This window comes from Flavobacterium sp. HTF (assembly GCF_003105115.1).
Lineage (GTDB): Bacteria > Bacteroidota > Bacteroidia > Flavobacteriales > Flavobacteriaceae > Flavobacterium.
Genome location: NZ_QETH01000104.1, coordinates 1 through 13,742, shown reverse-complemented (window position 1 = coordinate 13,742; position 13,742 = coordinate 1). Strand labels below are relative to the sequence as shown.

Sequence of the window (13,742 nt, the reverse complement as noted above, 5' to 3'; positions counted from 1 at the left end):
CTCAGGAATTGATAAATTGCTTTTCGGAATGAAGCAAAATGATGTAACCGCTGCCTTGGGAAAACCTGATAAGAACTATAAAGACGAAGATGATAATGTTATTTTTGTTTATAATGCTCACAAAATCAGATTGACTTTTTATCAGGAAGAAGACTTGAAATTAGGTTATTTAGTAGCTTCAAGTAGTGATTTAGAAGTTTTTGGATTCAAATTAATTGATAGAAAAATTGCTGATGTAAAGAAAGATTTTGCTGCAAAAGGAATCACAAAATACAATCAGGAGACTTTTGATACTTTTGAAAATTATTTCAATGAAGACAATTGGTTTATTCTTCAGACAGAATTTGATGAGGTGGTAAAGTTTGAAATTGGAGCAATCATCAACGATAAAGACGAGTTTGACTGGAAGTTTCCGGCTAAGAAATAAAAATACAATATAAAAAAAACCGACAATCACTTGTCGGTTTTTTATTTTAGAGATCAAAAGAAATTATCCTTTTAACCATGCATTTCTAAGCTTTTCTTTTGAAGCATCCGTAGCTTTAAAAGTTTCAGTTTCTTCGTAAGGTAATTTAACCGTTCCTTTAATTGTTTCTTCTTTACCGGCACGTTTTATTTTAAGCGTGATAGCATCATTTTCTTTCCAGTTTTCGCTTTCTGTAATTAAATCGTAAATGTTGTCAAGTGAATATGGTTTGCTGTTTACAGATACGATAATATCATCACCTTTTAACTTTAAATTCTTAAAAAAGTCATTTTGATCAATATCAGAACGAACAAGGATTTCTTTTGTTTGTTTATCTACTCTGATGTATGGAGTTTGCCCTTTTAAAAACACAGAACCTGGTTTTTTCTCCGTTGCTTTAGTTACCCCAACTTTAGCAAGATAAACATCATAAGGAATCGGAGTAGTTCCCTGAACATACGTTTTTAAGAATTCTCCAACTTCAGGATAAGTCAGTTCTGTGATTTTAGCAAAAAGTTCATTGTCATTAAATGGTTTTTCAATACCATATTCGTTTGATAATTTATGCATCAAATCCAAAATTCCTCTTTCACCATTACTTTTTTCTCTGATGATGATATCAATACACATTCCGATTAAAGCTCCTTTTTGATATACATTCAGGTATTGGTCTTTATACGGCTGCTCCAAAACATTTGCACTCATTACAGTAAATGACATTGTATCATTTAAGCTTTTAGACTGCTCAATTTTATCAGCAATACGGGTGTAGAATTCACCTTCATTAATCAATCCCTGATTGATTTGGAAAAGGTTTGCAAAGTATTCCGTTACCCCTTCGTACATCCATAAATGCTCAGACATTTTTGGTGCATTGTAATCAAAATACTGAATTTCTTTTGAGTGAACCGTTAAAGGAGTTACGATATGGAAAAACTCATGAGAAACAACGTCTTTCATAGATTCAACCAGTTTTTCCTTTGGCATAGATTCCGGTAACACAACTGTTGTTGCTGTTGGGTGCTCCAAAGCTCCAAAACCGTGTGCATCGTCTTTTGCCATGCTTGATAAATACAACAGTACAGTATATTTTTTAGTAGCATTTACTTTTCCTAAAAAGTTTTTCTGTGCCGTCATCATTGTTTTCATTTCCGGCGTAATGCTTTCTGCAGTAAATTTTCCGTTAGGAGAATAAACAGCAATCAGAATATCCATACCGTTTACGTTAAATGTTGTGTAATCCGGTTTAGAATACATAATTGGGTTTTCAACTAATACTGCATAACGTGGCGTTGTAAAAACATCGCTTGTTTTGCTTGCATCTTCATCTGTCATAGAAGTGGCACCCCATAATGTTTCAGGATGTGTAATGGTCACTTTATAAGGAGTGTCCAGTTTATCCTGAAAATAACCCACAAAACCATGAGTATTTACCATGAAGTTAACTCCTGCATTGATATTTGTACCTGCCGGTGAAAAAACGTCATCATTACCAAAACCTGTTCCTTTTTCCGTGTCAAATGTATCTCCAACTAAATAAGTTACTTTTTGTAATGTTTTGGCATTCGAAATCGACCATGAATTATCGTCAATTCTTTTTACAGCCAATGCATTTCCTTTAGCATCATACGCTTTAAAATCATCAGAGTATTTACCGTAATTATCCGTAGAATAAGTTCCGGGTACAGTTTTAGGAATACTATAAATAACTTCGTCAGTTTTTATAGCCGGAGGAGTTACAGTTACCAGGACTTTATCATCTTTTACATCGATAAGATTAATATTAACATCTACAGTCTTGTTTTTTGCAGCTCCGGAAGTAGTTCCCGTTTTACAGCTCCAGAATGTTACAGCAAGTGCTAAAGTGTAAATTATTTTTTTCATTTGTTTATATTTAGTTATTCGTATATGACACGCAAAGTTTAAAAAAGTTACAGAATTGTTACAAAACTTATAAAAATAAAAAAAACTCCTGAATTTCAGGAGTTTTATTTTAGTCTAATTTGTTTTTTATATAATATTTCCCATCCAAATCTTCATCAAAATCATCAATTTTAACTGGTTTTGGTTTTGGTTTGTTTGCAAGAGCTTTCTTTTTCCACATTTCAAATTTTTCAAGTGGCATTTTCTTCTTCAAAATTTCCAATACTTCTTTTTCTGCCAATCCAAATTCTTTTTTTATAATTTCAAATGGATTTCTTTCTTCTAAAGCCAGAGAAACAAGTTTTTCCGTTTGTTCCCAATTCAATTCTTTGCGGTTACTCTTTTTCATCTCGTGAAAATTAATTCAAAAATAGGTGTTAATGATTAATAGATTGATTTTCAATTTATATATCAATATTAATAAAAAAAATAATTAGTTGGTGCGCTCATAGATATTTTTTTTAGCGATTTTAACTGTTTTTTGCAGATCGTGATTTTTGAAACGGAATATTTAGCAAATTCTTTAATTTATTGTTTTCTTCTGGCAACATATGAGTATCAACGCCATAAATTAACTCTTCTTTGGGCAGTGTTGTAAAAGTGCCAAAAAGACGGTCCCATACTGAAAAAATATTACCATAATTACTGTCTGTGTAAGGAAGGACATAATGATGGTGAACCTTATGCATGTTTGGTGAAACGATAAAATAACTGAGGAATACATCCAGCTTATCTGGCAGCGAAATATTGGCATGATTAAACTGAGACGCAACAACAGACAAAGACTGATATAGGAAAACCATCCACATTGGGCTTCCGATCACTAAAACCCCAAGAGTTGTAAACGCAAAGCGTATTACGCTCTCACCGGGATGATGCCTGTTGGCACTTGTTGTATCTATCCAGGTATCTGTGTGATGAATAATATGAAAACGCCATAGGAATTTTACTTTATGCTCTACTAAATGAGCCAGATAAGCACCAATTAGATCCAGCAGGAGTAATCCAATAATGGTATATAACCATACCGGGATTTCGGGCAGCCAATTCAGAATTCCAAATTGATTTTTAGTGGTCCATCCGGCAGTTTTTATTAAAATAAATGCCAGAATGAAATTGACAATAATGGTAGTTAATGTGAAGAAAAAATTGATCCCCGCGTGCCCCCATTTCTTGTATTTCATCTGAAACAATGGAAATGTATTTTCAATTAGCCAGAAAAAGGTTATTCCTCCAACAAGAATCAGACTTCGGTGTGAAGAAGGTATTGTACTAAAATATGCAATTATTTCATCCATGATATTATAGTGTATTACTCCAAATTTAAATAATTTAATGAACACAACGAATACAGATTATTAAAAATGTTGTTATTTAACAATAACCAGATCATGTGAATATCTAAAAAAATAAAAAGAGAAAAGCGAAATTGTAATTCCACTTTTCTCTTCAGAAGATTTTGATGAATATCTAAATTTTTATTTTCTTATGAGACTGATAAGAAATAATAAAATCCATGCACCTCCAGCGGCTATAATAATCTGCCAAAGCAATCCGCCTCCGCCAATACCAAATTTAGCTGCCAGCCAGCCGCCAAAAAATCCACCAATAATACCAACAATGATATTACCTATAATGCCAAATCCTCCGCCTTTCCATAATTGGCCTGCCAGCCATCCTGAAATTGCTCCAATAAGTAAAAAATACAAAAATCCCATAGATATATGTGTTAATGGTTATTAATTATTCTGATATAAAATTTTACGCTTCTGCGTGATTTTGTAATAATGTTTTATAAATAAAGCCAGCCACAATAGCGCCCAATATTGGAGCTGCCCAAAATAACCAAACCTGGGATAATGGTTCTCCACCGGTAAAAACAGCCTGAGATAATGATCTTGCAGGATTTACAGAAGTATTTGTAATCGGGATGCTGATCAGGTGAATCAATGTTAAGGCCAAACCAATTGCAACTCCACAGAATGGTGTACTTGCAAATTTGTCGGTAGCTCCTAAAATTATCAATAAAAAGAATAATGTCAGTACAAACTCAGCTATCAGACAAGACAGCATTGAATATCCATCAGGAGAAAATGCACCAAATCCATTTGTGGCAAAAGCTCCCGCTCTGGTATTATCAATTACAAAACCAGCTTTTCCGGATGCAATGGTAAATAAAGTTCCGGCAGCGGCAATTGCTCCTATACATTGAGCAATAATATAAGGGATAAGATCTTTGGCAGGAAACCTTCCGCCAGCCCATAATCCAAATGAAACGGCCGGATTAAAATGTCCTCCCGATATGTGCCCCACGGCATATGCCATTGTGAGAACCGTCAAACCAAATGCTAGAGCAACACCTGCAAATCCAATTCCTAACTGGGGATAAGCGGCTGCGAAAATAGCACTTCCACAACCTCCAAAAACCAGCCAGTAAGTTCCGAAGAACTCAGCAAATAATTTTTTCATGGTAAAATAGTTTTAATTAATAGTTGATTGTTAACGGGTATATTGATATGCCCAAAAAATCAATACAATTTGTAAGGGCAAACGTATTAATAAAATTAATTTAAACAAAGAAAATTTACCTTTTTTCTTACAAAACATATAAATGTTCGCAGGAAAAACAGCGATTAATAATGCAATAATCCCCCATGCTGCTATATGAGTGGAGAAGGGGAGAGTAAGTAGTATGCCCAAAATAATTTCGGCCACTCCGCTTAGGCTGTTTAGCAGTTTGGGATTAGGAAAAAACGGAGGAATGATTCTGATGTACATTCCCGGATTCTTAAAATGGTTGATTCCGGCAATTATATAAAGAAAAGCCATTAAATATAAATGCCAGGGTAAATTCATAATTACGTATTTTTTATCACGAAATTATGAAAAATAGTAACAGTTATAACGTTATCGAAGCTTTTTTTTGAACGATATGAAATCGTTACTTTTTTCGTTTGAAATTGACGTTCATAATAATGATTGCCAAAATAATCAATACAATTCCAACCCATTGAATAAAAATAACTTGTTCATTCAATAAAACATATGCCATCATTACTGAAACCGGAAGTTCAAGAGCAGAAACGATACTTCCTAATCCAATACCGGTTAAAGGAAATCCTGCATTCATCAGCATAGGCGGAATGATAGTTCCGAATAAGGATAAAATAATTCCCCATTTTATAAAAATGGTAAGGTTAAAAGGGGTAACCTGCGTAAAGAAAGCAAACGAAAATACAATTACCGCACCGCCCAAAAGCATGTATAAACTACGTTGTGCTGACGAGATTTCGGTAGCCACACGATTGGCAGTAAACATTGTTGTTGTAAAGGAAGCGGCAGCCATAAGTCCCCAAGCGAGTCCTCTCCAGTCAAGTTTTATATCATTATTGATAATGTTGGTTGCAAGTACTGTTCCTGTCAGAACAATAAATACAGCAATAACTTTTTGTTTTGAAGGTAATTTTTTTTCTAAAATCATTTCAAGTAAAACACCCATCCAGACTGTCTGCATCAGCAAAACGATTCCAATAGATACAGGAATAAATTTTACCGCCAGGTAATAGAATAAACTTGTCATTCCTAACGAAGTTCCGGCCGTCATTAAACTAAAAATGTTTTTGGAAGTTGCTTTTACAGCAGTATTTTTATGTTTTATTTTCTGAAAAGCATTAATCAATAAAATACCAATAATACCAAGTACAAATTGAGAGGTTGTAACTTCAGCGGTTGTATATCCTTCAGAATAGGCCATTTTTACAAAAGTGGCTAACATTCCGTAAGTTGTAGCTCCTAAAGCAACTAAAAACACTCCTTTTAATACATTATTTTGTGACATTCTACTTATTGGTTTAAAAAATTCAAGCCGGCAAAGGTAAGTTATTTTGTTTAGGATTTAATATAAAAATCGCATAAAGCTTGTAATTGCTCTAATGATAAGGGTGTATTTGTTATGTAAATTGCATATTTGACAGAAATAAAAAATAAAAAAAGCCATCAAAAAATGAATTTTGATGGCTTACTTGTATTGAATAAAAACGATCTGAAAGAATTATTTAACAGGCTGGTTTTTATAGGTTTCAATTTCAAAAATTAAAGTTGAATTTGGGGGAATAACTCCTCCGGCACCTTTTTCTCCATACGCTAAATTAGAAGGAAGAAAGAAAATTGCTTTATCACCGTCAGTCATCATGTCCAATGCTTCTATAAATCCCGGAATCATTCCGTCTTTTTTACCGGCAACAAAAGGAAATGCCTGATATCCTTTTTGAGAATCTCTGTTCGCATCGTATTTACCGTAAGCTTTTGCTACTTCGGCCATACTGCTGTCAAAAAGTTTTCCGTCTTCAAAATAACCTGCATAATGAAAAAAGAAAGTAGTTCCTTCAGCAGGTTTTACACCAGATCCTTTTTGTGTGATTTTATATTTTAAACCGGAAGCTGTTGTTGTCGCTTCAGCTTTGGCACTTGCAAAATAAGCCGCTTTAGCAGTAATTACTTTTTGGCTTTCTGCTTTTTTAGCTTCTTCTTTTTTTGCATCGTCTGCAATAACTTTTAAAGCGTCAAATTTCTTGGCAGCTGCACCTTTACGCGTAATGGTGATTTTGGTCATTACATCGTCCTGAACAATTTTATTTACATTGTCCATTCCTGAAACCACATGTCCAAAAATAGTGTGTTTACCATTTAACCACGGAGTATCTTTATGCGTGATAAAAAACTGACTTCCGTTTGTAGCAGGTCCTGAATTAGCCATTGCCAAAACACCACCTTTTTCAAACTTTAATTCCGGTACAAATTCATCCTTAAAAGAATATCCCGGGCCTCCTGAACCATTTCCATCCGGATCACCTCCCTGAATCATGAAATCATTGATAACCCTATGAAATTTTAATCCGTCATAAAATGGTTTTCCTTTTAGTCTTTCCACTTTTACATTTGGATTCTTGCCTTCTGCCAAAGAGATAAAGTTTGCCACAGTCAGAGGGGCTTTTTCATATTCTAAAGACAAAACGATATCACCTTTAGTTGTAGAAATAGTTGCAAAAATCCCTTCATTTGGGTTTTTGGCAGCTATAGTTTTTGTTGCAGCCGGTTTTTTCGCAGCAACTTTTTTAGTCGTTTGTGCCTGAATATTTAATGCTATCAGGCAGAATAAGAATAGATGTCTAAATTTCATTTTATTTAGAATTAAGTCTATATTAATTATTGTGGTTTTTCTAATAATTGTACTTCAAAAATGATATTCGCATTTGGCGGAATAACATCTCCGGCTCCTGTTGCTCCATAAGCTAAATGAGATGGAATAAAAAGAACAGCTTTATCTCCAAAAGAAAGCTTCTCAATACCTTCAATAAATCCGGGAATCATACCGTCTTTGCGACCTGCCTGAAAAGGAATTGGCTGATAAGCTTTTGCTTCAGCTCTTGCAGGATCAAATTTCCCGAAAGTTTTGGCAACATCTTCAATACTGGTATCAAACAAAGTTCCGTTTTCTAAAAATCCTGCGTAATGAATGTATAACTGTGTTCCGGTTGCCGGTTTTTTGCCTGCACCTTTTTCAGTAATAACATATCCCAAACCAGTACTTGTTTTGGTTGCTTTTGCTTTTAGGGCAGCATAAGAATCTACTTTTTCTTTTTGAACACCGGCAAATTTACTTTGCTCTTTTGCGATATCCGAAAAATAATCGTGAAACACTTTTACAGCATCAAACTTTTTAGCAGCTTCACCATTTCTGATAATCGTTACAGAAACAATATTATCACCCTGGATTACCTTATTAACTACTTCCATCCCTTTATCAACCACATGGCCAAAAATAGTATGTTTTCCGTCTAACCACGGAGTCTCAACATGGGTGATGAAAAACTGGCTGCTGTTTGTGCCCGGACCGTTATTTGCCATTGCCAATACACCGCCTTTGTCAAATTTTAAATCTGAAGATTCATCTTTAAATTTATAACCTGTGTCACCTGAACCTGTTCCAAGCGGGTCACCAGTCTGAATCATGAAATCTTCAATAACTCTGTGAAATTTTAAACCATCAAAAAAAGGTTTTTTTCTTAGGCTTTCAGTAACAAATTCGTTTTTACCTTCCGCTAAAGTCACAAAATTGGCAACTGTTATCGGTGCTTTTTTATAATCTAATTCAACAATGATGCTTCCTTTATTAGTTTCGATCTCGGCGTATAAACCATCTGGTAAGTTACTGTATTTGTCTTTACAAGAATAAAACGAGACAACGGTCAATAGTAATATTGCAATACTTTTTTTCATTTTAAAATGTTGTTTTTATGGGTTTAAAGTGTCTTTTTTTGTCTGGGCTGCCGGTTTTGAATTTGCCGGTTTAGGTGTTTGTGTACTTGATGTACCTGGACTGCTTGTACCGGGTGTAGTGGTTTTAGGAGCTTCTTCGGGAACAAAATTACGAAGTGTAACGGTACAAATTAAAGGTTCATTAGTTCCTATCTTTTTGTTGTCTCCATGATAACCATATGCAATGTGCGATGGAAATAAGAAAGTAACAGTTTCATTCTTATGCATCAGTTTGATACCGTGGCGTAAACCCATCATGATTTCCTGTTTGTCAACATGATAAGTTTGTGGTCCAAGTTCTGCTTCAGCATATATAACTTTACCTTTAATATCTTTTATTTCTAAATTATAATAAGCGATATCACCTCTTTTAGGTCTTAGAGTATCGTTCAGATTTTGCTCTTCATAGGCATACCAATACCCTTTTTGAGAAGCATAGTATTTTACTTTCGGATTGCTTTTGATGATATTTTTAATAACATCTTCTTCACTGCTGACTAATTTTTTGTTCCGGTCAGCCGATTTTTTCATAAAAGTACCCGAAGACCTGTGAATAGGCATTCTGACATCTTCATGTTGTTTACAACTTACGAATAAAACAGCAAAGAGCAGGCTATAAATGCTTAGTTTTAAGTAGTTCATATGGGGTTATATTTTTAGTTTCGTTACTAAATCTTCAAACTTTTTAACGGTTTCTTCCATAGTAGCTTCAGATCTTCCGCCGGCTGCATTACTATGTCCGCCACCATTAAAATGATCTCTGGCAAACTGATTCACATCAAAACCTCCTTGTGAGCGGAATGATATTTTGATTATTTTTTCGTCTTTATTTTCTATAAAAATAGCAGTAAAATTGATTCCTTTTATACTTAATCCGTAATTCACAATTCCTTCAGTATCTCCTTTTATATAGTTAAAAGAATCCAGTTCGGCCTGAGTAAGTGTAGTGTAGGAAGTTTTATGTTCTTCAAATACTTTCATATTTTGCAAGGCACGACCTAATAATTGTAAACGGCTGTAAGAACTATTATCAAATAAAAGTACAGGAATCTGTGTATTTTCTACTCCCAAATCTATCAATTCAGCAATAATGCGGTGTGTATTTCCTGTTGTTCCCGGGAAACGGAAAGAACCTGAATCTGTCAATATTCCGGTATAAATACAAGTGGCGATTGTTTTATCTAAATCCTCTTTTTTGCCCAAAAATGAAATGAAATTATAAAGCATTTCGCAGGTAGATCCAAAAGAAGTGTCAGAATACATATATGCAGCATAATCATCTGGTTTTTGATGATGATCAATCATAATAAATGGAGCAGTTAGCCTGGCTAAAGTATGTTCCATTTCGCCTGTACGATGAAAAGCATTAAAGTCAAGAGTAAATATTAACTCTGCTTCTTCTAAAATTTTAGTGCAGTTTTCAGTATCTTTTTCAAATACCTTTACAGTTTCTGAACCCGGTAGCCAGGCTAAGAAATCAGGAAAATCATTTGGAGCAATCACCGTTGCCTGATGATTATTTTTGATTAAAAAATGATATAATCCCAGAGTTGATCCCATGGCATCACCATCTGGGCCTCTGTGTGGAATTATCGCAATTTTTTTTGGTGTTGCAAGCAACAATTGTATCGCTTGAATATCTTGTATTTTCATAGTCTGCGAATTTACATTTTTTTAATGTAATGCTGAAAACATTTTAGAGATTAACACACTTTTAAGTTAGTTGAGAAATGTAAGAGTAATTTACAGATTTTCAGATTAGTATTTTAAGCCCTGAAATTTAGATTTATAAATGTTCAAGCTCTTTCCTGCTTAGTTTCTGGTAGAATTTATATTTTGCACCCCTGACAATCTGTGATTTATAAATACCTACAGAACCCGAAGAAAAGTAAGCTATTGTACAGGCAATGGCAATGAAAATTCCGGGTTGAATTCCAAATAATTCCAAGCCCATTATAGTGCAGGCAACAGGAGTGTGGGTTGCGCCCGAAAAAACGGCAACAAAACCCATTCCTGCCAAAAGAGCTATTGGCATGGGAATTATTACAGATAAAGCACTTCCTAGAGTGGCACCGATAAAAAATAACGGTGTTACCTCACCACCTTTAAAACCGGCTCCCAAAGTGAATCCGGTAAATAAAATTTTAAGCAAAAAATCATACCACGGATTTGCATTTGAAAATGAATCTACAATAACCGGAACTCCGAGTCCTGAAAATTTTGTAAATCCTAAACCAGCAATGGCAAGGGCTAAAAAAATACCTCCTATAAAAGGACGTAGTGGCGGATATTTGATATTTTTTGAAAAAAGCGAACTCCAGAAATGAGTGCTTCTTGCAAATAATAATGCGGCAAAACCGGACAAAAGACCAATAATTAAGGTATAAAGTAAATTATGGAAATTTAGGTCCGGAACGACAGGAATACTGTAATTGGTATGTTTAATTTCCCAAAACTCAACAGTAAAATAAGCAACGTAAGCAACCAAAAAAGAGAGTACAATACTTTTAAAATTGATTTTACTAAAGTACAAGATTTCCAACGCAAAAATAGCACCTGCCAAAGGTGTTCCAAAAACGGATGCAAAACCCGCACTGATTCCAAGAATAATTAAAATTTTACGTTCAGAATTATCCAGTTTGAAAATTTTTGTAAACTGATCAGCAATTGCACCTCCCATTTGTACAGCCGTGCCTTCACGACCAGCAGATCCTCCAAATAAATGTGTAAGCAAAGTTCCCAAAAGAACTAAAGGAGCCATTTTGAAAGGAATCTCTCTTTTCGGGTTTTCGTATTCTTCCAGTAATAAATTATTGCCTTTTACAACCGATTCTCCCCAGTTATAATAACTTAAACCAACCAAAAATCCTCCAATTGGCAAAAGCCAGATAATCCAGTCATGGTGAATTCTGAATTGTGTAACCCATTCTAAAGCAACCAGAAAAAATGCCGATGCAGAGCCGGATAAAATACCTATGAAACCACAAATAAGAATCCATTTAGGAATAGAAAGCAGTAGTTGTTTCAGGTTTTGAGAAGTCATTAAGTGTATTTGATTTTTTTATTTGCCACGAATTTCACGAATTAAAAAGGCATAAAACCAGGAAGTTTTAATACTCACCAAAAATAATTTTTAAATCTGTTGCAAAAAAATAATTAGTGCTAATTCGTGTAATTTGTGGCAACTTTTTTACTGTATGACAGCTGTAAATTCAATTTCAACCAGATATTCCGGAGCAACTAGTTTACTGATTTCATAAAAACCGGTTGTAGGTTTAACATCTTTAAAAAAAGAAGCATGCGCTCTGGCCACTTCTTCAAAAGAATTGATATCAGTTGTAAAAATACGGGTTCTGATTACGTCTTTCATTCCAACATTCAAATCCTGCAGCACTTTTTCAACACGTTCTAAAATGTTATAAGTTTGAGCGTAAGCATCGTCAGCTTTTACTTTTTCGCCATCAACAATTGCTACAGTTCCTGAAACTTCAATGATATTTCCAATTCGCACTGCACGGCAATATCCCATTTTATCCTCCCAAGGTGAGCCTGTTAAGATGTTTTCTCTTTTCATTTTTTTATGTTTTTAGAATTGTTTTTATTAGAAATTAAAACATATTCTGGTTAGTTAATTCCGTTGCAATTTATGAAATATGAAACTGAAAAAGTGCCTTATTTATTTGAAATCATTCCGAAAATCAACATTTTTTGTGATATTTAAAGAGCATATTTTGAAGTCTTATTCCGTTTGCTGGTGTTCAAAAAGGCGAAGCTTATTCTGAGCTGTAATTAGGTTTTGCTGTAAATTTTCAATTTTATTCAATAAGTGGGCGATAGCATCAATTCCTTCCATATTTATTTTCAGATCATAATGCAAACGGATCATTTTTTCTATGTCAGGCAATTGCTTAGAATGAAAATATTTGTCTTCCTCCTGAACAATGATTTCTACTAATCCATAATTATTCAGCTCCATTATAAAGGTATCTTCAATTTCGTGATAAACGCAAAATTGTTTTATCCGGATTAAATTTTTGCTATTCATGATTTCTTATTTTAGATAATTCCTGAAATAATTCTTTTTCTTTCGGGGTTAGTTTCGTCGGAACTTTTAATTTGTAAGTAATATATAAATCCCCAAATTGGTTCTCTTTTTTATAAACGGGAAAACCTTTTCCTTTTAGTTTGACTTTTGTTCCTGCCTGAGTTTCCTCCGGAACTTTTATTTTTACTTTTCCGTCAAAAGTGTTAACAAAGATTTCACATCCCAAAATCGCGGTATACAAATCAAGATCGACATCGGCATATAAATTATTGCCTTCCCGTTTAAAATCGGAATTGTTTTCAATAGTAAACGTGATATATAAATCACCATTTGGGCCTCCGTTTGCACCTGGTCCGCCATGCCCTGCAATTTTTATAATCTGGCCGTTTTCTACTCCGGCTGGAATTGTAATCCGGATATTTTTACCATTAACAGCCAGGTTTTGTTTGTGTGTGGTATAAGCAGAAGCAAGATCTAATTGCAATTCGGCATTGAAATCCTGGCCTCTGTATTTAGACTGTGTTCTGCCGCTTCTTGCCGAACCATACATCGAATTGAAGAAATCAGAAAAATCTCCACCTGAGAAATCCCCACCGGAAAAATCAGAATAGTCATAATTGCTTTGCTGTTGTCGGGAGCCCTGTTGTTGATTTGGGTTGTAACCTGCTTTTTCGAATTCGTCGGCATGTTTCCAGTCCTTGCCGTATTTGTCGTATTTTTTTCGATTTTCAGGATTGCTCAAAACTTCATTAGCCTCGTTGATTTCCTTGAATTTTTTTTCCGCTTCCTTATCATTCGGATTCAGGTCGGGATGATATTTTCGGGCAGCTTTTCGATATGCTTTTTTGATATCAGCTTCAGTAGCTGATTTTGTGAGATCCAATGTTTTATAGTAGTCGATATAATCCATTTTTCAAGTTTTTTAATAATCAAAAATTAAAGTATTGAAGTTAAGAATAAGTTCCTAACTTTCAAAATCATATATTTTTT

At 34.3% G+C, this 13,742-nt stretch carries 16 protein-coding genes; 1 reads left to right on the top strand and 15 read right to left on the bottom strand.

The features are described 5' to 3' along the window. On the top strand, positions 1-427 hold a 427-nt coding region (locus DCO46_RS19970; RefSeq protein WP_116754246.1), incomplete at its 5' end, for a hypothetical protein. A 63-nt stretch (positions 428-490) separates the two neighbouring features. On the opposite strand, the gene DCO46_RS19965 is transcribed toward DCO46_RS19970, so the two are convergent. The 15 genes from DCO46_RS19965 to DCO46_RS19895 all read right to left on the bottom strand — a co-directional run bounded on the left by DCO46_RS19965 (position 491) and on the right by DCO46_RS19895 (position 13,662). Further along, on the bottom strand, positions 491-2,350 hold the full coding sequence (locus DCO46_RS19965; protein WP_116754245.1) for a peptidase M61: 1,860 nt from the start codon (positions 2,348-2,350) through the stop codon (positions 491-493). A 109-nt stretch (positions 2,351-2,459) separates the two neighbouring features. Then, positions 2,460-2,738 carry a DUF2805 domain-containing protein gene (locus DCO46_RS19960; protein ID WP_035684082.1) on the bottom strand — a complete coding sequence of 93 codons (279 nt, stop codon included), beginning with the start codon at positions 2,736-2,738 and terminating at the stop codon, positions 2,460-2,462. Between the two features lie 121 nt (positions 2,739-2,859). Further along, positions 2,860-3,687, bottom strand: a complete 828-nt coding sequence (locus DCO46_RS19955; protein ID WP_116754244.1) for a sterol desaturase family protein — start codon at positions 3,685-3,687, stop codon at positions 2,860-2,862. Between the two features lie 180 nt (positions 3,688-3,867). Then, on the bottom strand, positions 3,868-4,107 hold the full coding sequence (locus tag DCO46_RS19950) for a GlsB/YeaQ/YmgE family stress response membrane protein (RefSeq protein WP_116754243.1): 240 nt from the start codon (positions 4,105-4,107) through the stop codon (positions 3,868-3,870). Positions 4,108-4,150: 43 nt separating this feature from the next. Further along, positions 4,151-4,858 (bottom strand): aquaporin Z, encoded by a 708-nt coding sequence (aqpZ, locus tag DCO46_RS19945; protein WP_116754242.1) that lies wholly within the window; start codon positions 4,856-4,858, stop codon positions 4,151-4,153. A 30-nt stretch (positions 4,859-4,888) separates the two neighbouring features. Further along, a complete protein-coding gene (locus tag DCO46_RS19940; protein WP_116754241.1) occupies positions 4,889-5,245 on the bottom strand; it encodes a DoxX family membrane protein in 357 nt (118 codons plus the stop codon). An 85-nt stretch (positions 5,246-5,330) separates the two neighbouring features. Continuing rightward, positions 5,331-6,227 carry an EamA family transporter gene (locus DCO46_RS19935; protein ID WP_116754240.1) on the bottom strand — a complete coding sequence of 299 codons (897 nt, stop codon included), beginning with the start codon at positions 6,225-6,227 and terminating at the stop codon, positions 5,331-5,333. Between the two features lie 213 nt (positions 6,228-6,440). Further along, positions 6,441-7,568 (bottom strand): peptidylprolyl isomerase, encoded by a 1,128-nt coding sequence (locus DCO46_RS19930; RefSeq protein WP_116754239.1) that lies wholly within the window; start codon positions 7,566-7,568, stop codon positions 6,441-6,443. 26 nt (positions 7,569-7,594) lie between these two features. Further along, positions 7,595-8,668 carry a peptidylprolyl isomerase gene (locus DCO46_RS19925; protein ID WP_116754238.1) on the bottom strand — a complete coding sequence of 358 codons (1,074 nt, stop codon included), beginning with the start codon at positions 8,666-8,668 and terminating at the stop codon, positions 7,595-7,597. 15 nt (positions 8,669-8,683) lie between these two features. Then, on the bottom strand, positions 8,684-9,349 hold the full coding sequence (gldI, locus tag DCO46_RS19920) for a gliding motility-associated peptidyl-prolyl isomerase GldI (RefSeq protein ID WP_116754237.1): 666 nt from the start codon (positions 9,347-9,349) through the stop codon (positions 8,684-8,686). Between the two features lie 6 nt (positions 9,350-9,355). Continuing rightward, positions 9,356-10,360: a DHH family phosphoesterase gene (locus DCO46_RS19915; protein ID WP_116754236.1), complete on the bottom strand. Its 1,005-nt coding sequence runs from the start codon at positions 10,358-10,360 to the stop codon at positions 9,356-9,358. Between the two features lie 133 nt (positions 10,361-10,493). After that, positions 10,494-11,750 carry a voltage-gated chloride channel family protein gene (locus DCO46_RS19910; RefSeq protein WP_116754235.1) on the bottom strand — a complete coding sequence of 419 codons (1,257 nt, stop codon included), beginning with the start codon at positions 11,748-11,750 and terminating at the stop codon, positions 10,494-10,496. 147 nt (positions 11,751-11,897) lie between these two features. Beyond that, positions 11,898-12,281, bottom strand: coding sequence for a RidA family protein (locus DCO46_RS19905; RefSeq protein WP_116754234.1), 384 nt, complete (start codon positions 12,279-12,281; stop codon positions 11,898-11,900). A 165-nt stretch (positions 12,282-12,446) separates the two neighbouring features. Then, a complete protein-coding gene (locus DCO46_RS19900; protein WP_116754233.1) occupies positions 12,447-12,752 on the bottom strand; it encodes a chaperone modulator CbpM in 306 nt (101 codons plus the stop codon). Further along, a complete protein-coding gene (locus tag DCO46_RS19895; RefSeq protein WP_116754232.1) occupies positions 12,745-13,662 on the bottom strand; it encodes a DnaJ C-terminal domain-containing protein in 918 nt (305 codons plus the stop codon). Before DCO46_RS19895 ends, DCO46_RS19900 begins: the two co-directional genes overlap by 8 nt. Positions 13,663-13,742 lie beyond the last annotated feature (80 nt).